Here is a 17,825-nt window from a genome sequence, read left to right as displayed (position 1 = left end):
TCGGGAAGACGGTCGGTGGTCAGTTTCGAAAGCTGTCGTGTCAGCACCAGGGGCTGTACCCGCCTAGACCATTTCTTCAGGGATACCGGGCAGATTTCGCCCGAACCGACGCGCCGGGGCGGAGGCATAGGGCACAATGTACCCATCCCGATCTTCCGGGGCACGGCGGGCATTGGCATGGGCCCGGGCCCACCACGCATCAACGGCGCGCTCTGGATCGAGAAAGGCATCGGGTACCGGCCCGTCAAGCCAGTGCGAAATGCACCTCATCTTCAGGTCTTCGATATGAGCCGGATCCGTCAGGGTCACCCCGGCCTCCGTGTCCCACCGGAAACTGCGCCCGTTCAGGTTTGCTGACGATACGATGGCGGCGGTGTCATCGAAAATGGACACCTTGGCATGCAGATAGATCAGTGGCGCACCATAAGTCGTGGCACGGCTGTTTTCCTCGGCCTTGCGGCGCTGCGCGGGGCTGCCGATGAACAGGCGGTCGCCGAAAGCCTTGCGCAGAATCGAAACGCATTTGGCCTGGAGAAATTCACCATATTTGGCATCACTGTCGCTGTTATTTTTGAAAGCGATATCGTCGGGTGCGGCGGGCAAGATCAGTACCATGCTCAGCTCGGGGGTGCGCCGGGCCTTGCGGGCCAGCAGACGGGCAAAGGACGTATCGCGGAAAAACTGACTTTCCAGATATATCAGGCCTGTCGCGGCACGGGCGCGTGCGGCATGTGCCTCGGCAAGTTCGGTGAGCACCGGCATTGGTGACATGAAAGTCGGCAGTGTGTTTCGGCGGCGCGAGATCGTCCGCAGAAGGTCAGGAGCATCGACAGGCGGTGCGCCGTAGGTGACATCACGAAAGTTCGCCAGATGCGCTTCGGTTTGCGCCGCGACCGGGCCGCGGATCAAAAGCTGCGTATCGTGCCAGGTTTCGGACGCGGGACGGTTGTGGTCAGGCGTGTCGTAGCGACGGTCGTTCAGGTCCAGGCCGCCTATATAGAGCGTGTTACCATCGGCGACGGCAACTTTCTGGTGATGCGTCACCGGGCACAGACGCGGCAATTTCAGGGATTTCAGTGTGACTTTGCGTTCACCATCCTCGATGAAATAGGGCCGAAGCTGTGGCAGTTCCGACAGACGTCGTGCGCGCGCAGCGGACGAGAGTGCATTCAACTTTACCCCGGTCCGCAACAAGAAACCGCGCGCGCGTATCCAGAGCACGAGGCTGGGCAACCAACCGACACGGGCCGGGTGCAGAGAGGCACTGGCACGCAGACGTTCAGGGTGACCCGACACTTCGGCAGCGGCCAGTGCCAGCCGCACACACCGCGTCGCACGTTGGTGATAATCAGGGCAGACAATGGCGTCAAAGTCACTGACCACGAGGTCTATTTCCACACCGCGCTTCAACGTATGGACGATCAGGTCGAACCAGTCCTTGCCGATCGTCCGCGCTTCGGGCGAATGAAGCTGGGTTCGGGGATCGAAGATACGAAACCCAAGGGAAATTCGACTTTCCGCATTCAGAAAAAGTCTCTCAAGTGCTGGAAAAGCCTGCGATGCGGTCAGCAGCGGTGTGGATTCGATAATTGCAGGAGATGTCTGCTTCGATGCTTGCGACATCAGAAAGTTCCTGGCGCTGGCGCGAATTCAGACGCCGTGAAAGTTACCGTGATGGTATAACGGCCGTCTGCCTGAGAGGTTGTCACATCGGCGGCAAGCTGCGTAGCAAAGGCCCGGATCAGTTTGTGTCCCATCCCATGTCCCGAACGGCGTCCATCGGGCTCATCGGATATCGGGTTGGATAATTCGAAGCGGCAGTTCCGGTCCGTGTCGCACGTGAATTTCACCGCCATCAGACGCGCCGCGCCGGACGGGTCGGTGGGTGCCATATGTTTGAGCGCGTTGATCACTGCCTCGGATGCCAGAAGCGACATCGGCACGGCCTGATCGGGATAGAGCCAGATATCGCCGATATTGATCTGCAACTCCAGATCGTTGAAGTCAGGAGTAATGTCTATGGTCTTGCTCACGACCTCCTGCACCAGGTGTGCGGCATCGACCAGTCCGGTCTCATTGGTCTGATACAGATCTCGGTGAATGGTCGCCATGCTCAGTACACGGTCCTGCGTTGCGCGCAGGGCGTCTTTCGCTTCCGGTGACGTGGCTTCGCGAATCTGCATGTTGATGATCGAGGAAATAAGCTGAAGGTTGTTCTTAACCCGGTGGTGGATTTCTTTCACCAGCACCGACTTTTCGCGGATGGCGTTTTCCAGACTGGCCTCGTCACGGATCAGGGCATCGGTCATGCGATGGAAGGCACGCTGAATGCGCAGAATTTCGGTTGGGGGGCTGAGGGCTGCATCTTCTTTTGGAAGTCGTCTGGCAGCGGTGAACAAGGCCATCTGGCGCCCAAGGATCTGAAGATGCCGTATGACCAGGTGATGCACTGCGAAAAGTGCGACCAGCAGTCCCGCAAACCACATCAGAGCCGGAAACAGCGAAGTCAGTATTTCACCATCCGCCTGCCGCGCCAGGCTGGCCGAGCTGTCCCATATGCCAAGAACATAAACCTGGCCCGGCTCGATCGTGGCGACGGTGTAGATGCGACGGCGCCCCTCGACATCTTCCAGGGTAGAGGCATCGTTATCGTCGACGATAAGATCAGACAGCTGTAAGTCGCGGGGCAGATTGCGCGCAACGTTCTCCGGCTCACCGATCGATGTAAGAATGTCGCCTTCGTCATTGAACATCACCAGGTTGAGAAGCGATTGCTGTACCGTCTCACGGCCGGGCGGGACCAATTTGGAAAGCGGGATCGAAATTGCGACATAGCCGGAAAATTCGTTCGTTGCACCGAAAACCGGCGTCGATACCATCAGGACAGAGGTTCCACTGATCGGCGCATTTTGGTTCAATGTGATCGTGGATATCTGGTTCGCGCTGAGTTTCGCAAAGGTCGCCGTGTCACTGAAATCGAGCGCACGTGTGGCGGAGTTACAGGTCGACTCCCCCGAAACGGTGGTGAAACCGGCATAGGAAAATCGATCCGATTTAGCGACAAAATCCTGCATGATCCGACTGCATGTGTCGGACTGATCGCGCAGTTCCAACATCACGATGGCCAGAGCATCCGCCGCACCGCGTGCAAGACGCAGGGTCAACTGCTCGTCCACGGCAGCCTGTTCCGTCAGGGCCAGAAGTGCCAATTCGGCATTGGCCTGCGCCTTGGACGCGACACTGAGGGTCTGCATCACGGCAATCAGGCCGATCGGCAACAGCGCAATCGACAGAAGCGCCGCCATTCTGAAGCGCAGACTTCTGTACCATGGGTCAGGTATATTTTCGGACGGCGTCAGCGGAGGACGCCGCCGCCGCCGGCAACAACCGCCATCGTTGCATTGTCTGTCATTTCCAGAGGGCTGTTTTCGTCAAGCGACATCAATTCGGTCAAGCGGGCGCGACCGCGATTAGCACGGCTCTTGATGGTGCCGATCGCGACGCCACAGATATCGGCGGCCTCCTCGTAAGTGTGACCGGATGCGCCGACAAGAATCAGCGCCTCGCGCTGTTCGTCGGGCAGGGTCTCGAACGCCTTCTTGAAATCGGAAAGGTTCAGATGGCCGTCATGGTCAGGCTTGACCGACAGGCTGTTGGTCATCGTGCCTTCCGGGTCGGACACTTCGCGGTTAAGCTTGCGACGGCTGGAATAATAAGTGTTGCGCAGAATGGTAAACAACCAGGCGCGCATGTTTGTTCCGGGCTGGAACTTATCGATGTTCGTCCAGGCCTTGACGACTGTGTCCTGCACCATGTCATCGGCCGTCGCTCCATTCCGTGTCAGGCTGAGAGCAAAGGCGCGTAAAGCGGGAAGGTGGTCAAGCATCGCTTCACGCGGGTCGCGATCACTCATCGCTTGTCCGCCTGCTCGGCGTCCTGAGCCTTTAGAACGGCCAGAAGGTCCTTGAATCGGTCCGGCAACTCTTCCTGAACAAGATCGGAGTAGACCCGCTTGAGGTTCTGATCGATAAGTGCAGCAATTCGCGGATCGCTGTCGTTGTCTTTCTGATTCATGTGCCAGCTAACTTGTTCGAGAATAGTTTTTCACCGTTTTCCGGGAACCGAACAGTGCAGAGCGCTGTTTGGTTCCAACAAAATCGAAAATAAGGCCTAAACGTATGTCGTCAACCATCGGGACCACAGACTTGTCGGACCGCATCGCATCTGAACTTCCTTACCTTCGCCGGTATACGCGTGCCTTGACCGGCTCGCAGTCCAGTGGTGACAAATATGCCATAGCTACTCTCGAAGCCATTCTTCAGGATCGAAGCATCTTCGCCGCGGACGTCCGCGTCCGCGTAGGTCTCTATAAATGTTTTCACGCCATCTGGAGCAGTACAGGCGCCCCTATCGCTGAAGCCGGTTCCGGCGTGATCGGACGCGCTCAGTCGCTGCTTCAGGCACTCGGGACGAATACGCGCGAAGCCCTGTTGCTGTCCACGGTCGAGGAGTTCTCGATCGACGAGATCGCGGCCGTGATGGACCTCGAACGCGACGAAGTGCGCCATCTGATCGCGACTGCCCGCAGCGACATGGAAGCAAGCGTATCGGGCCGTGTCATGGTGATCGAGGACGAGCCTATCATCGCCGCCGACATTACCGCGATCGTCGAGGACCTGGGTCACAAGGTCATCGGTGTGGCCCGCACCCGGACCGAGGCCGTCGCCATGGGCATGGACCAGAAACCGGATCTGATCCTTGCGGACATACAACTGGCGGACAATTCGTCCGGTATTGATGCAGTGAACGACCTTATGGCGGACATGCCGGATACGCCGGTCATCTTCATCACTGCCTTCCCGGAACGCCTGTTGACCGGGGATCGTCACGAACCGGCCTTCCTGATTTCGAAACCCTACAAGGAAGAGCAGGTCCAGTCCGCCGTCAGTCAGGCGATGTTCTTCGCTTCGACGGAAACGCTGCGGGCCTGACGAACAGCAGCCTTCGATTGTGCGCCTCGCGAAATGCGGGGCGCTTTGCTGTGAGGCCTAGAAAACCGAACAGGCCCGACACTATCGCACGCACAGGCATACGATTGCTGAAACAAGCATCTGGGTTCCTTTTCTGGATCGAGAACGATGTAGCGGCGGTAATCCCGCGCCGGGCCGGGCAGCCGGATGACGCAGCCTTGGTTAACTGACCGGGTTAGATCCGTCCGTATTGTATAATCGCTTTCGCTGGGCGCAGGATCGGGCGACATTCACATTACAGTGTCGGCCCGATAGATGGTCAGTGAACAGAAACTGTCGTTGGGGGGGTCATGGCCGTCAAATGCGAAAACTGCCCCTTGCGCAGCAAGGATATATTCCTGTCTTTCACTGCAGAAGAGCTGAAATTCATGCAGCGGTTCAAAGTCGGCGAATTGACCGTCGATCCGCAGACCACAATCCTGATGGAAGGGTCGAATTCACCGCAGTTGTTCACCGCTCTCCACGGTATGGGACTTCGCTACAAGCTGCTGGAGGATGGATCGCGTCAGGTGATAAACTTCGTGTTTCCGGGTGATTTCCTGGGCTTGCAGGCCGGAGTAATGGGTGAAATGGGGCATTCTGTCGAAGCCTCCAGTCGGATGACGCTTTGCGTGTTTGACCGGGCGGAGCTTTGGTCGCTCTTCAAATCTCACCCGGACCGCGCCTTCGACCTGACGTGGCTCGGCGCATCGGAGGAGCTGTTTCTGGGCGAGGCGCTGTCGACCGTAGGCCAGAGATCTGCCTTTGCATCTGTCGCCTGGGCGATGCTTCGAATTCACCGGCGCGGCATGTCGCTGGGACTGGTAGATCGCGGTGCAATGGCGCTGCCCTATCGCCAGCAGGATCTGGCGGATGCCCTCGGCCTGTCATTGGTCCATACCAACAAGACGCTGGCCAAATTACGCAATCGACAATTGATGCATTGGAACGATGGTGTGCTGACGGTCTCAAACGTGGAAAATCTGGCCATCGCGGCCGGAATCGAGATCGAGGAACCGCGCCGCCGTCCGCTGATGTAATCGGGCCATCTGACCGGGTCTGGGCAGAATGACCTGAAATTGGGCAAAAATTGCCCGGATGCTGCCACAATAGGGTCGCATCCTCGCGCAGGTGGGAGCGCTTGCGCAAAGGAACGCCTCATGGCGAATTGCATCGAACTTCCGTTCCTGGGGCAAACCTGCCTGGGTGATATGACTGTGCGTGTCGGTAACTTTCAGCTCGACCTGACCCATCCCGGTGTTCTGGCGATGCTTGTGATCGTAGCAGCACTTGGCATTTTCGTCTTCCGCAGCCCAGTCTGATCGCCGCGATTTCCTGGAAGGCGCGGAGCCCGAAAGCTCGGTCGCGCCAGGTTTGAATTGGATCAGGTGGGACTTACCGCTCAGTCCGCGCTGACGGTTCGCAGCTTGCCGACTGCTGCGATCAGGTCGGCGGCAGAATACGGTTTCTTCAGCACCGGGGCCGGGGGAAACCCATTCGCGGCACCAGTGGACTCGCCATAGCCAGTGGCCAGCATGAACGGGATGCGCCGTTCAACCAATGCCTCCGCCACGGTCAGCGACGTTGCCGATCGCCCGAGGTTGATGTCCAGAATTGCCAGATCGATGGTGTTGGCGTCCAGCAGTTCCATCGCCTGTTGCGCTGTGGCAGCGACCAGAACCTCTTCCGCGCCTTCGCCTTCGAGAATATCGGCGGCATCGAGCGCGATGACCATGTTATCCTCGACCAGAAGCACACGGCCTTCGATGCCTTCGGGCCGCGCTGCGGCGGCCGTGGCCTTGCCCCCGACGGTGGATGTCATTTCAGGTATCTGGGCGTCGGTTATATCGCCGACATGACGGGCCGGTATGACAAAGCGGGCCGAAATACCCGTCGACGGGAAGGTCAGCTCGGCCTCTCCGCCGAGTTCGAAAGGAACCGATTTCTCGATGATCGTCGTTCCGAAGCCCTTCCGTGTCGGCGGACTGACATCGGGGCCGTTCCGGTCTGTCCAGGTCAGGATGAAAGCACCGCCATCATCGATCTCGAATGTCATCGCCACATGCCCTTCCGGAACCGACAGAGCCCCATATTTGGCCGAGTTCGTGACCAGTTCATGCAATACGAGGGCCAGCGTCGCATAGGCGTCGGGTACCAGCGCGAGGTCCGGTCCGGTGATCACGATCCGCTCGGACCCGCCATAGGCCGCAAACTCCACGTCAATCAACTTGTGGACCGAGCTGGCGGACCAGTCGGTCTGGGTCAGTTGATCGTGGGCACGGGCCAAGGCGTCGATCCGGCCATCCAGGACCATGGCGAAATTCTCCGGTGATCCCGACGTGTCCCTGGTCTGGCGTACCAGGCCCCGGATCAGGTTCAGAATGTTGCGGACCCGATGATTTAGCTCGGCAATCAGAAGGGCCTGCGTCTCGCTGGCACGCTGCCGCTGGTGATTTGCCTCGTCGGTGATCTTGAGAACGACTTCCAGAAGGGTCACGCGAACCGATTCAGCCACGGCCAATTCGGCCTTGCTCCAGCGCGCACTCTTGCCTTCGACCTGCTGTTGCCACGCCTGAAAGCTGCTGCGCGGCGTCAGGCGGGGGCCAAGGGGACCGGTTTCCATCTTCGTTTCGGGCTTTCCTGCCCAGTGAACCGTTTCGACGACTTCGCGGCGGAACAGCACGATATAGTCGCGCGGTGACCGCGAAAGCGGCAGGGCAAGAATACCCGCTGCGGGATGTGAGAATCCACGCGCGGCCGGATATTTATCAAACAGGCGATGAGTCGAGAATATCTTGCCCGGTGCGGTGGCGATCAGATCGTCCACCAATCCGACGAACTCCGTTTCTGACGGAGCATGTCCGCGGGCGATATAGGCCCCATCAGACAGCACCGCGATGCCGTCGAAGTCGATTGCGCCCGAAATTTCCTGCGACAGGATATCGACATTTTCGGTGAAGTCGGCACCCCGGCCCGCCCGTGCGACCATCGCGTCGTGCAGGCTGCGCGCCTCGGTGCTGCGTGTCAGCACCTGATCCGCTTCCTTTTGCAGCAACTCATAGGAAAACAGCTGCGCGAAGATCTCGATTGCCGTGCGACGTTCCAGCCCGATGGGTTTCGGCCCGTCCAGATTATGACAGGCGAACAGACCCCAGAGCTTGCCCTTGTCGATGATCGACACCGACATCGACGCGCGGACCCCCATGTTGCGCAGATATTCCAGATGGATGGGGGACACCGCGCGGGTGACCGACATCGACAGGTCCAGCGGGTCACCGGACCCCATGGTTGCCGAAAGGATAGGGTGGGTCTGGGCGTCCACATCGGCAATCAGACGCATCGGATTACGGGTATATAGCGCACGCGCCTGCTGCGGAATGTCCGAGGCCGGGAACCGCAGTCCCAGAAACGAGTCGACATCCGGGGCAGTCGCCTCGGCGATTACCGTGCCCGATCCTTCGTCGTCGAACCGATAGACCATGACCCGACCGAAATCGGTCAGCGCGCGGATGGCGTGCGCGGCCTCCTGCGCGGCCTCCTCGACATGCGGCGCGGCGCGCACGCGTCTCAGGAGCGGGTGGATCAGCGACACCTCCTCCAACTCGCGGTCGTCCTTGCGCGGTTCCACCTCCAGCACCACCAGCTTGCCTGACAAATGCAGAGACAGGTCCGTCGCGCGCCCGCCGACCTGCACGCCGAAAACCCGAATACTGTCCTGCTCCTGACCGAGCAGGGCCATGCGCGCACGCAGATTCTGGACAATGTCCGCAGGCAAGTGATCCGTCAGCGTTTCACCGATGATCGAATGCGGATCCAACCCGATTATAGTTTCGAGATTGGTCGACACGTGCTGCACGACCCAATCCGACGTCATGGCGATCAGTCCACCGTAAGACTGAATCTGGCCCAGCAAATGGATTGGTTCACGATCACAATTGTTCAGATCGACGGACCCTATGGGGCGCTGGTCTTCAGGCATCTAGTGTCGCTCCTGTCAGATGGTGCCTGGCAGCGGCGGCGAATATGGCGAACCATGCGATTGCCGCAGCCACCGTTCTGTCGGCGGCAGCGCCGCGCGCAGGTAGTGCAATCAAACGCTCACTGAGATCGCGCCACGCGGCGGGATCAGGCGCATGGTTCAGATAACGCCCGGCATCCGGGGGCGACCCGGCCCAGGCATTTTGAAAGCGACGCGCCAGAACCTGTGTTCCAAGACGGGAGCCATGCCACAGATAGGCTTGCGCCAACGCATCGTCCCGAATGGGAGCAGCGATCAAAATGGCCGGGCAGCAACCGTCCAGTGCCCTCAGATCGGATGCCAGATCTGCCAGCGCGTCATCTATGCGTGGCATCAAGTCCGGGTCAGGGCAGGCCCAGAGAAGCGCGGTCAACGCATCCCGGTGCGACGCCAGAAAAATGCGCAGCCCACTGTAGGTGCCCAAGTCGCATCGGGCGAACAGGACATCGACAGCATCATGCGCTGACCGGGTCTCCTCGCGAAGACGGGATCGAAGGGTTTCAGTGACCAAGGGTCAATAGGCTCTTAAGGCGGTGTGTGCCCTGTCGTCATAGTAGCTGACTGACTCGCGTCAATAATATATGACATAGCAGCAGATTTATGCCGTCCAGGTTGTCAGCCTGCGGTTCAGACCGAGACGTCCGTCAGCATGGCAGCCCGGTCTGCATCGACCTGCGGCACGTCGCGGATAACTTTGCCACGTCGCAGGGCGATCAGGCGGTCGGCCAATCCCCAGGCAAAATCGAAGCGTTGTTCGACAAGTACGATAGCCATGTCGCCCCGGTCGCGCAGTCCGGCGATCACGCGACCGATCTGGGCGATGATATTGGGCTGGATGCCCTCGGTCGGCTCATCGAGCAGCAGGACTTTCGGACGCGTCACAAGTGCGCGGGCGATTGCCAACTGCTGTTGCTGTCCCCCCGACAGGTCGCCGCCGCGACGGGCCCGCATCTCGGACAGCACAGGAAACAGCTCGAAGATGTCCGGCAGAACGCGGCGATCAGACCGGGCCAGGCAGGCGAACCCGACCTCCAGATTTTCGGCGACGGTCAACGCAGGGAAGACCTCACGCCCCTGCGGCACATAGGCGATGCCCGCAAGCGCCCTGTCGCGTGCGCCCGGCGGCAGCGTCTCGCCGTTCAACGTCACCGTTCCGCCCATGGGATGCCGTCCCGCCAGAGCCTTTAACAGAGACGTTTTTCCCGTCCCGTTCAGCCCCATCACACAGGTGATCTGGCCCCTCGCGGCATGCAGGTCGATGCCATGTAAAATGCGGCTGCCGGCATAATCCAGCGTTACGTTTCTGGCGTTCAAACCCTGCGGATCAGACATCGTCGTCGCGCCCCAGATAGACGTCGATCACGCGCGGATCGGCACAGACGTGGTCCAGCGGCCCTTCAGCCAGAACACGGCCTTCGTGCAGGACGGTGACGCGGCAATTCAGGCGACGCACGAAATCCATGTCGTGTTCGATCACCACGACGGCACGTGTGCGCGCGGCGTCGACAAGCATCTGCGTGGTCTTTTCGCGCTCGGCCGTCGTCATGCCTGCTGCCGGTTCATCGACCAGCAGGACGCGCGGTTCCTGCGCCAGCAGCATTCCGATCTCCAGCCATTGCTTTTGTCCATGGCTCAACTCGCCGGCACGGCGATCCAGCGCATCGTCCAGGCCGATCTGTTCGGCAAGGGTGGCGGCGCGGTCGCGTTGCGGCGGGCGTCGGATCAGAACCGAAAACGGGTTGCGCGGTGATTTCAGGGCCATCACCAGGTTCTCGACCACGGTCTGATCCTCGAACACCGTGGGTTTCTGAAACTTGCGCCCGATCCCGGCCTGCGCGATCCGGGCTTCTGACATGCCCGTCAGGGACCGGGACAGCGAGCCATAGCGAATGGTGCCGGAATCGGGTCGGGTCTTGCCGGTTACCAGATCCATAAAGGTGGTTTTACCCGCACCGTTCGGCCCGATCACCGCGCGTAATTCCACTTCTCCGATGGAAAAGCTCAGGTTGTCGATGGCCTTGAACCCATCGAAAGATTTGCTGACGCCGGAGACTTCCAGAAGAGCACTCATGCCACTTCCTCCTTGCCGCGCAGGCTGCCCTGATCGGGGCCGAGCGGTCCGATGCCGCGCGCCCTCCGTCCGGTCCAGAGGTCAACCAGACCACCCAGCCCCTTGGGGGCGAACAGCGTGACCAGCACAAAGGACAGCCCCAGCAGAACCAGCCACCAGTCTGTCCATTTGATAACGTAGAATCCCAGATTGATGGGGGGCGCGCCACCGCCGGTGAACCAGCTTGACGCCAGCGAGACGACCGCCGCACCGATCACCGCGCCATACAGTCGCCCGCGCCCCCCGATCGCAACCCAGACCGCTAGATAGATCGATGCGATGGGCGCAATTTCTGCCGGGTTCACGATACCCGCCTGAGGATAGTAAAGCGCCCCCGCAAGTCCGGTGACCATGGCGGTGCCGGTGAAGACGGCCAGCTTGTAATGCTCGACCTCATAGCCCAGGAACCGGACCCTCGCCTCGTCGTCGCGGATGCCGCGCAAGACGCTGCCGAAGCGGCCCGAGACGGTCCAGGCGGCGATCAGATAGGCCAGCGCCAATGCGATTGCAGAGGCCCAGAGGAACCATAGCGAAACCACCGATTGCGCCACGTCGCGCAGGCCCGGAATGTTTTGCAGGCCCGACAATCCGTTGTTGCCGCGCAAGCCGCTGTCGTTCTGGAACAGCCAGAGTGACAGGGCCAACGTGCCCGCCTGCGTCAGGATCGACAGATAGACGCCGGTGACGCGGCTGCGAAAGGCCAGCCAACCGAAGATCAGGGCGATCAGACCTGGAACCAGCACGGCGGCGGCCAGTTGCAGCGGCAGTGACCCGGCCAGCGACCAGAGCCATGGCACGTCAGACGATCCGACAACGCCGAAGATCTGCGTGCCGATGGCCTCCTCGATTTGAAACGGGGTCGGGGGCAGGGGTCCGCCAGTCAGGGACGGCATGACGATATTCTCCGTCCGATCCCACATCAGCCACATGCCGATGGCATATCCGCCGATCCCGAAGAAGGCGAAATGCCCGAGGCTGAGAATGCCGGTGAAGCCCCAGACGAGATCCATCGCAAGGGCCGCAATGGCGAGGCATAGGGTCTTGCCCAGCAGTTTCACGAAAGACGTCGAGACGAGGCCCGCCTGTGCCATCAGCGTCGTCACGATGGTCACCAAGGCCAGCGCCGACAGAAAGATCAGGACCGAGGGTTTGCGAAGTATCATTGCGCGAACCTGCCCTTCTGAGCGACGATGCCACGCGGGCGGAACTGAATGAATAGGATGATGAACAGGATCATGTAGGTCTGCGCCGCCAGGGTGTTCGACGGGTTCAGCCACTCGATTCCCTTTTGCAGACCGCCGATCAAGCCTGCGCCCGCCAGCGTGCCGAAAACGCTGCCGACACCGCCGACGACGACCGTCATGAAGCTTTGCACGATATACCCCGCACCCATTTCCGAAGTGACCTGCGCGAACAATCCAATCGCTACACCGGCCACACCGGCGATACCGGAGCCAAGGGCAAACGTCGCCATGCCGACGCGGTCGGGGTCGATGCCAAGCGACGCGGCCATACCGGGGTTCTGCGTCACGGCCCGCACCTCCAGCCCCAGACGCGTGCGGCGCAGGATATAAACCAGCAGTGCCAGAAACATGGTGGCCAGCATGAATATTCCAATGCGGATATAGCTGATTCCGACCACATCGTTCAGCACCCAGGCGCCCGCCAGCCAATCGGGCGAGGTCAGGGGCACGGCCTGCGTGCCGAAGACGTTCTTCACAATCTGCTGCAGGGCGACGGAAATGCCGAAGGTCGCCAGCAATGTCTCCAACGGGCGGTGCGCCAGATGGCGGATCACCAGACGTTCCAGCGCGACCCCTGCGGCAGCGGCCACGGCGAAGGCCAGAGGCAGCGCAACCATCAGCGACAGGGTCTTGTCCGGGATGATCTGTTGCACGAGATAACCGGTATAGGCACCCATCATGATGAATTCCCCATGCGCCATGTTGATGACGCCCATCACACCGAAGGTGATGGCGAGTCCGATGGCGGCAAGGAAATAGATCGAAGCAAGCGATAGGGCGTCCAGCGCCAGATCGACGGCTTGCGCGCGGGCGACGCGGGCTTCGACTTCGGCCAGCGCGGCAGCGGCGGCGGCGGTCAGGATCGGGTCCGGCTCGTCATAGATTTCGGTGATCGGGTTCCTCTCCAACAGGGTCGCCACCGCGTTCTGGGCCGGTCGCGGCGGTGCCTGTCCGGCAATGGCCAGGGTTTCATAGGCGGTCCAGCGCGCGGCTTCGGTATTCAACATGGCGACCGGCGTGCCCGCGACGTGTTCGTCGGCAATGGCGGCGATCAGCGCGGCGTCGCGATCTGCCCGACTGACATCTGGAGGCAGGATGTCCGCCGCTGCCAGAAGCGCCAGCGCATCGGTCTGAGTGATGTCCTTTCCGACGCTCAAGACACGGGCGACATTGGCATTCTCAGGCGGGCTTCCAATGACCAGTTCCGTAGCCAGCAATCTATTCAGCGCGGCCCTGGCCTCCAGCGACAACTGGTCTGACATCCAGTCGATGGCCGCAAGGCGGGTCTCGACGTCGGTGCCGAACTGCACTGCGATCAAGCGGTCCAGTGCGATTTTGCGGGCGCGGATGGCCGGAACGTCTTCGGCCTCGATCGAGGCGCGCAAGGGGCCGAGCAATTTGGCGGATGGGCTGCGCGACAGACTGTCGAGCGCGGCAAGGCGGCGGGCCGGATCGGGATCGTTCAACTGAAACTGGACGAGGGCCGTGGCGATCAGGCGGCGCACACCTGCATTGGGTTTCAATTCGGAGACGTCACGGCGGGCGGCGGTTCCGGCATCGGCGCCGTCTTCCACCGACTGCAAGACCCATGTATCGCCCTCGCGTTTGCCATAAAAGAACGCCCCGTCAGCATCGCGCTGCACGACCCGCTTGTCGGCCCAGGCCTCGAGGAAATCGGGCATCGTCGGAATATCACTGCTTGTAAGAGCATCCAGCACCGGCTGAATCGTCTGCCGCGATGGCTTGGCGATCTGGTCAGAATAGGTCTGGAGCAAGTCCTGAACTCCGGCGTCCTGTGCCGCGGCAGGCAGGGCAAGGCAGACGCAGGTCAGGAAACAACGCAGCAGGCGGGCGAAAGTCATGGCGGGTCTTTCGGTGGGAATGGTCATGCGCCGACTCCGAAAACCTCGGAATCGGCGCGTTAGAGACTGCTAAGATCAGTAGTTCGACTGAATTTGCACGCAGCTTTCCGTCTCGGTGTTATACATTCCACACCCCAGACCGGGCCAATCTGACTTCAGCTTGGCACTTTCGGTCAGATAATCGGTCCAGGCATCGCCGGGCACCGGCTCGGTCTGGCTGATGATGTCGAATTGACCATCTGCGCGGATTTCACCGATCAGGACGGGCTTGGTCAGGTGGTTGTTCGGCAGCATCTCGGCGACGCCGCCGGTCAGATTCGGGAAAGTCTGGCCATACATCGCCTCGCGAACGGCATCGACATCGGTCGTGCCTGCGTCCTCAACCGCGTTCACCCACATGTTGAAGCCGATGTAATGCGCTTCCATCGGGTCGTTCGTCACACGGCTGTCGTCACCGATGAAATCGCGCCATCCCTTGATGAAAGCGGCATTTTCAGGCGTATCGGCGGTCATGAAGTAATTCCAGGCAGCCAGGTGCCCTTCCAGATTGGAAGTATCCAGACCGGACAGTTCCTCCTCACCGACTGAAAAGGCCACGACAGGGATATCGTCGGCGGATACTTCGGCGGCTGCCAGTTCCTTGTAGAAGCCAATGTTGGCGTCGCCGTTGATGGTGGAGATCACCCCGACCTGGCGGCCGTCTTCCGACATTTCCACAACGTCGCCAACGATGGTCGCCCAGTCGCTGTGCCCGAATGGCGTGTAGTTGATGAAGATATCTTCCTCGGCGATGCCCTTCGATTTCAGATAGGCTTCCAGGATGTTGTTCGTGGTGCGCGGATAGACGTAATCCGTGCCCAGCAGGGCAAATCGTTCAACACCCAGTTCGTCGAGGAAATAATCGACCGCCGGGATCGCCTGCTGATTGGGTGCAGCGCCGGTGTAGAAGACATTCCTGGACGATTCCTCGCCCTCGTACTGGACCGGATAGAACATCAGACCGTTCAGTTCCTCCAGCACCGGCAGGACGGATTTCCGGCTGACCGAAGTCCATGAGCCGAAGATGACGTCGACATTTTCCACGGTCAGCAATTCGCGCGCCTTTTCGGCAAACAGCGGCCAGTCGGACGCGGGGTCGACGACGACCGCCTCGACGTCGCAGCCCAGCAAGCCGCCTTTCTCGTTCTGCTGCGAGACCAGCATCTCGACGGTGTCCTTCAACGTCGTCTCGGAAATCGCCATCGTACCGGACAGGGAGTGCAGGACACCCACCTTGATCGGGCAATCGACTTGCTGTGCGGCAGCTGGCAGCGATGCGAGCATTGGCAGAAAGGTTAATGTGGTCAGGCGTGTCATGGTCATTTCGGATCCCCCGGTGTTCAAGACAGTCACATCCCCTTGACCGGCGCGTCCGAAGCGCAAGGTTATAGCCGCGCCAACCGCGTTGATTTCGGGCTTTGCCTAATTAATTGGCATAATTGACGTGCTGCGCTGCAGCGCGAAGCAACTGTGGCTTCTCTGCGGAAGGACATTTCAGGCATCCCTGGCCGCGCCCAACACGGATTCGAAGGCGCGCAAGAGCGCAATAAGGTTTGTTATGTAATGTAGCTACGTCGGTATATCGGCGAAAGGATTCTCGATTGTCAGCCCGTCGATCTTGCGTCCGTGCTGCATGTCTTCGCTGATCAGCACATCACAGCCCGCTTCCATCGCGGCAGCCAGCATCGTTGCATCCCAGACCGAATATCCCGTGATGGCGGCGATCCGCAAAGCCGCGTCATGCGTAGCGACAGTCAGCGGGACCACATCCAGCAAGGCGCGCAATATGGCGAGTGCCGTTCCGATCTCGTCCAGTGAGAGGCCCGCTTTCCGCCGCAGAACATGCGCCGTTTCGCCCAAGGCCTGCACCGATATCACACCGCCCCGACCGACGACGTCCAATGCGACGGCGCGCTTCGTCCCGTGACCGGCGACCGCATAGACGAGAATGTTGCTATCGATACAGGGCCGCTCAGCCACGCCCGGCATCGTCTCTGTCAAAGGTGAAATCGGCAGGCAACCGCCCTTCGAAAGCCGACAGACGTGCCAGCAGTTCGGCCCTGTCGGGTTTGCGTGTCACTTCCATCTCGCGCTCGCCTGCGATGCGGATGGCGATATCGTCGCCTTCCGACAGGCCAAGCGCCTTTACCACTGTAGCGGGCAATCGAATGGCAAGGCTATTACCCCATTTCGCAACCTGCATGGCGCGCTCCCTGATTGATATACACATTATGCAATGTATATCATGTTCGGCCTGGATTCCAGACCTGCCCCAAGCCAGTCTGCAAATTCTACTTACAGGATGTCTCGCACGGTCAGGACTGACGGCCCGATCAATCTTCATCCGGAGGAGAAGGCACCCAGACCACGAAGAATTGCCACGCCAGAAACGCGGCAGAAGCACCGAAGACGATGGCCCAGAACGGTTGGCCATTCATCAATTCGACCAAAGCCCATGCTGCGGGTAACACGACCGCCACCACCCTCCGCCAGAGTGGGTTGAAGAAAGGCGTGCGGACATCGAAGAACCCGCGTTTCATTCCAGTATCTCGGACACGGCAACGGCGCGCCTTTCGGCCACTGACCGCACTGCGGCTTCCGCCAGTGCCAGCGCGCGCAACCCGTCCTCTCCCGTCGTCGGCATCGGGGACCCTTCCGCCAGTGCCGCGACGAAGGCCGCGATTTCAGCGGCATAGGCTGCGGTATAGCGCGACATGAAGAAATCGAGCAGCGGCGGGCGGGTGTAGCCTTCCGCATTTGCCAGTTCGATCCGGGCCTGCCGGTGATTTTCCGCGGTAACAGAGCCTTCCGACCCATGTACCTCGATCCGCTGATCATAACCATAAGTCGCGCGGCGCGTGTTGTTGATCGTCGCCTGCTTGCCGCTCGCCGTGGTCAGGATCACATTCGCGCTGTCGAAATCGCCGACCTTGCCGATGGCAGGATCGGTCAGCACGCTGGCGGCAGCCATGACCGAGACAGGTTCTTCGCCCAGCAACCACCGGGCCACGTCGAAGTCGTGGATTGTCATGTCGCGGAAGATGCCGCCAGACCGTTCGATATAGCCGATCGGTGGAGCGGCAGGGTCGCGGGAGGTCAGTGTGACCATCTCAACATCGCCAATCTTGCCGTCGTCGATGGCAGCCTTGAGCGCGCGAAAGTCCGGATCGAAGCGACGTTGAAACCCGACCATCAGCTTGCCATCAACCCGGTTCACAACCTTGAGGCAGTCCTGAACACGGGCGACTGACAGGTCGACAGGTTTTTCGCAGAATACCGCCTTGCCCGCCTTCACGAAGCGCTCGATCAGGTCGGCATGGGTGTCGGTGGGGGTGCAGATGACGACGGCGTCGATGTCGGACGCCGCCTCGATCTGCGCCATGTCACGGATCTCGCAACCGTGTTTGTCGGCAACGGCCTGCGCGGCGGCCGGCATCGCATCGGTGACCGCGACCAGCACGGCACCTGGGACCGACGCGATGGCATCGGCATGCACCTGACCGATCCGGCCTGCGCCGAGAACGGCAAAACTGACTGTCATGG

At 60.4% G+C, this 17,825-nt stretch carries 18 protein-coding genes; 3 read left to right on the top strand and 15 right to left on the bottom strand.

Annotation, left to right across the window (positions count from 1 at the left end; genetic code table 11):
- Positions 1-63: 63 nt before the first annotated feature.
- The 4 genes from AC13C2_RS00400 to AC13C2_RS00385 are packed head-to-tail and all read right to left on the bottom strand — an operon-like array spanning position 64 to position 4,074.
- Positions 64-1,623 (bottom strand): phospholipase D family protein, encoded by a 1,560-nt coding sequence (locus AC13C2_RS00400; protein ID WP_482885578.1) that lies wholly within the window; start codon positions 1,621-1,623, stop codon positions 64-66.
- Positions 1,623-3,305 carry a histidine kinase dimerization/phosphoacceptor domain -containing protein gene (locus tag AC13C2_RS00395; RefSeq protein WP_482885577.1) on the bottom strand — a complete coding sequence of 561 codons (1,683 nt, stop codon included), beginning with the start codon at positions 3,303-3,305 and terminating at the stop codon, positions 1,623-1,625. Before AC13C2_RS00395 ends, AC13C2_RS00400 begins: the two co-directional genes overlap by 1 nt.
- Before the next feature lie 50 nt (positions 3,306-3,355).
- Complete coding sequence (locus AC13C2_RS00390; RefSeq protein WP_482885576.1) at positions 3,356-3,913, bottom strand: RNA polymerase sigma factor; 558 nt, start codon at positions 3,911-3,913, stop codon at positions 3,356-3,358.
- Positions 3,910-4,074: a NepR family anti-sigma factor gene (locus tag AC13C2_RS00385; RefSeq protein ID WP_339645915.1), complete on the bottom strand. Its 165-nt coding sequence runs from the start codon at positions 4,072-4,074 to the stop codon at positions 3,910-3,912. The genes AC13C2_RS00390 and AC13C2_RS00385 overlap by 4 nt, the downstream gene beginning before the upstream one ends.
- Before the next feature lie 104 nt (positions 4,075-4,178).
- Between AC13C2_RS00385 and AC13C2_RS00380 the strand changes: the two genes are divergently transcribed.
- The 3 genes from AC13C2_RS00380 (at position 4,179) to AC13C2_RS00370 (ending at position 6,331) form a co-directional block, all read left to right on the top strand.
- A complete protein-coding gene (locus tag AC13C2_RS00380; RefSeq protein ID WP_092765333.1) occupies positions 4,179-4,991 on the top strand; it encodes a response regulator in 813 nt (270 codons plus the stop codon).
- Between the two features lie 329 nt (positions 4,992-5,320).
- Positions 5,321-6,049, top strand: coding sequence for a Crp/Fnr family transcriptional regulator (locus AC13C2_RS00375; RefSeq protein ID WP_482885575.1), 729 nt, complete (start codon positions 5,321-5,323; stop codon positions 6,047-6,049).
- A 120-nt stretch (positions 6,050-6,169) separates the two neighbouring features.
- A complete protein-coding gene (locus tag AC13C2_RS00370) occupies positions 6,170-6,331 on the top strand; it encodes a hypothetical protein (RefSeq protein WP_175495942.1) in 162 nt (53 codons plus the stop codon).
- Between the two features lie 80 nt (positions 6,332-6,411).
- On the opposite strand, the gene AC13C2_RS00365 is transcribed toward AC13C2_RS00370, so the two are convergent.
- From AC13C2_RS00365 to iolG, 11 genes are all read right to left on the bottom strand, one after another.
- Positions 6,412-8,988, bottom strand: a complete 2,577-nt coding sequence (locus AC13C2_RS00365) for an HWE histidine kinase domain-containing protein (RefSeq protein ID WP_482885574.1) — start codon at positions 8,986-8,988, stop codon at positions 6,412-6,414.
- Positions 8,981-9,361 carry a hypothetical protein gene (locus AC13C2_RS00360; protein ID WP_482885573.1) on the bottom strand — a complete coding sequence of 127 codons (381 nt, stop codon included), beginning with the start codon at positions 9,359-9,361 and terminating at the stop codon, positions 8,981-8,983. Before AC13C2_RS00360 ends, AC13C2_RS00365 begins: the two co-directional genes overlap by 8 nt.
- 293 nt (positions 9,362-9,654) lie before the next feature.
- A complete protein-coding gene (gene urtE, locus AC13C2_RS00355; RefSeq protein WP_482885572.1) occupies positions 9,655-10,359 on the bottom strand; it encodes an urea ABC transporter ATP-binding subunit UrtE in 705 nt (234 codons plus the stop codon).
- The gene (urtD, locus tag AC13C2_RS00350; protein WP_482885571.1) at positions 10,352-11,098 is read right to left on the bottom strand and encodes an urea ABC transporter ATP-binding protein UrtD; all 747 of its coding nucleotides are present in this window, start codon (positions 11,096-11,098) and stop codon (positions 10,352-10,354) included. The genes urtE and urtD overlap by 8 nt, the downstream gene beginning before the upstream one ends.
- Complete coding sequence (gene urtC / locus AC13C2_RS00345) at positions 11,095-12,300, bottom strand: urea ABC transporter permease subunit UrtC (RefSeq protein ID WP_482885570.1); 1,206 nt, start codon at positions 12,298-12,300, stop codon at positions 11,095-11,097. The genes urtD and urtC overlap by 4 nt, the downstream gene beginning before the upstream one ends.
- Entirely contained in the window at positions 12,297-14,270 is a 1,974-nt protein-coding gene (gene urtB / locus AC13C2_RS00340) for an urea ABC transporter permease subunit UrtB (RefSeq protein WP_482885569.1), read from the bottom strand. The genes urtC and urtB overlap by 4 nt, the downstream gene beginning before the upstream one ends.
- Before the next feature lie 48 nt (positions 14,271-14,318).
- Positions 14,319-15,566 (bottom strand): urea ABC transporter substrate-binding protein, encoded by a 1,248-nt coding sequence (gene urtA / locus AC13C2_RS00335; RefSeq protein ID WP_482885584.1) that lies wholly within the window; start codon positions 15,564-15,566, stop codon positions 14,319-14,321.
- Positions 15,567-15,851: 285 nt separating this feature from the next.
- Entirely contained in the window at positions 15,852-16,271 is a 420-nt protein-coding gene (locus AC13C2_RS00330; protein WP_092765317.1) for a PIN domain-containing protein, read from the bottom strand.
- Complete coding sequence (locus AC13C2_RS00325; RefSeq protein WP_482885568.1) at positions 16,255-16,485, bottom strand: AbrB/MazE/SpoVT family DNA-binding domain-containing protein; 231 nt, start codon at positions 16,483-16,485, stop codon at positions 16,255-16,257. Before AC13C2_RS00325 ends, AC13C2_RS00330 begins: the two co-directional genes overlap by 17 nt.
- 130 nt (positions 16,486-16,615) lie before the next feature.
- The gene (locus tag AC13C2_RS00320; protein WP_482885567.1) at positions 16,616-16,822 is read right to left on the bottom strand and encodes a hypothetical protein; all 207 of its coding nucleotides are present in this window, start codon (positions 16,820-16,822) and stop codon (positions 16,616-16,618) included.
- Entirely contained in the window at positions 16,819-17,823 is a 1,005-nt protein-coding gene (gene iolG / locus AC13C2_RS00315; protein WP_482885566.1) for an inositol 2-dehydrogenase, read from the bottom strand. Before iolG ends, AC13C2_RS00320 begins: the two co-directional genes overlap by 4 nt.
- Positions 17,824-17,825 lie beyond the last annotated feature (2 nt).

This window comes from Jannaschia sp. L-14R (assembly GCF_056857695.1).
The sequence above is the reverse complement of the archived record's forward strand: the minus strand, read 5'-3'. Positions and strand labels throughout refer to the sequence as shown.

What these genes read in the sequence shown, in the direction of transcription:
- AC13C2_RS00400 (WP_482885578.1), bottom strand. Translation starts at nt 1,623, where the DNA reads ATGTCGCAAGCATCGAAGCAGACATCTCCTGCAATTATCGAATCCACA.
- AC13C2_RS00395 (WP_482885577.1), bottom strand. Translation starts at nt 3,305, where the DNA reads ATGGCGGCGCTTCTGTCGATTGCGCTGTTGCCGATCGGCCTGATTGCC.
- AC13C2_RS00390 (WP_482885576.1), bottom strand. Translation starts at nt 3,913, where the DNA reads ATGAGTGATCGCGACCCGCGTGAAGCGATGCTTGACCACCTTCCCGCT.
- AC13C2_RS00385 (WP_339645915.1), bottom strand. Translation starts at nt 4,074, where the DNA reads ATGAATCAGAAAGACAACGACAGCGATCCGCGAATTGCTGCACTTATC.
- AC13C2_RS00380 (WP_092765333.1), top strand. Translation starts at nt 4,179, where the DNA reads ATGTCGTCAACCATCGGGACCACAGACTTGTCGGACCGCATCGCATCT.
- AC13C2_RS00375 (WP_482885575.1), top strand. Translation starts at nt 5,321, where the DNA reads ATGGCCGTCAAATGCGAAAACTGCCCCTTGCGCAGCAAGGATATATTC.
- AC13C2_RS00370 (WP_175495942.1), top strand. Translation starts at nt 6,170, where the DNA reads ATGGCGAATTGCATCGAACTTCCGTTCCTGGGGCAAACCTGCCTGGGT.
- AC13C2_RS00365 (WP_482885574.1), bottom strand. Translation starts at nt 8,988, where the DNA reads ATGCCTGAAGACCAGCGCCCCATAGGGTCCGTCGATCTGAACAATTGT.
- AC13C2_RS00360 (WP_482885573.1), bottom strand. Translation starts at nt 9,361, where the DNA reads ATGCCACGCATAGATGACGCGCTGGCAGATCTGGCATCCGATCTGAGG.
- urtE (WP_482885572.1), bottom strand. Translation starts at nt 10,359, where the DNA reads ATGTCTGATCCGCAGGGTTTGAACGCCAGAAACGTAACGCTGGATTAT.
- urtD (WP_482885571.1), bottom strand. Translation starts at nt 11,098, where the DNA reads ATGAGTGCTCTTCTGGAAGTCTCCGGCGTCAGCAAATCTTTCGATGGG.
- urtC (WP_482885570.1), bottom strand. Translation starts at nt 12,300, where the DNA reads ATGATACTTCGCAAACCCTCGGTCCTGATCTTTCTGTCGGCGCTGGCC.
- urtB (WP_482885569.1), bottom strand. Translation starts at nt 14,270, where the DNA reads ATGACCATTCCCACCGAAAGACCCGCCATGACTTTCGCCCGCCTGCTG.
- urtA (WP_482885584.1), bottom strand. Translation starts at nt 15,566, where the DNA reads ATGCTCGCATCGCTGCCAGCTGCCGCACAGCAAGTCGATTGCCCGATC.
- AC13C2_RS00330 (WP_092765317.1), bottom strand. Translation starts at nt 16,271, where the DNA reads ATGCCGGGCGTGGCTGAGCGGCCCTGTATCGATAGCAACATTCTCGTC.
- AC13C2_RS00325 (WP_482885568.1), bottom strand. Translation starts at nt 16,485, where the DNA reads ATGCAGGTTGCGAAATGGGGTAATAGCCTTGCCATTCGATTGCCCGCT.
- AC13C2_RS00320 (WP_482885567.1), bottom strand. Translation starts at nt 16,822, where the DNA reads ATGAAACGCGGGTTCTTCGATGTCCGCACGCCTTTCTTCAACCCACTC.
- iolG (WP_482885566.1), bottom strand. Translation starts at nt 17,823, where the DNA reads ATGACAGTCAGTTTTGCCGTTCTCGGCGCAGGCCGGATCGGTCAGGTG.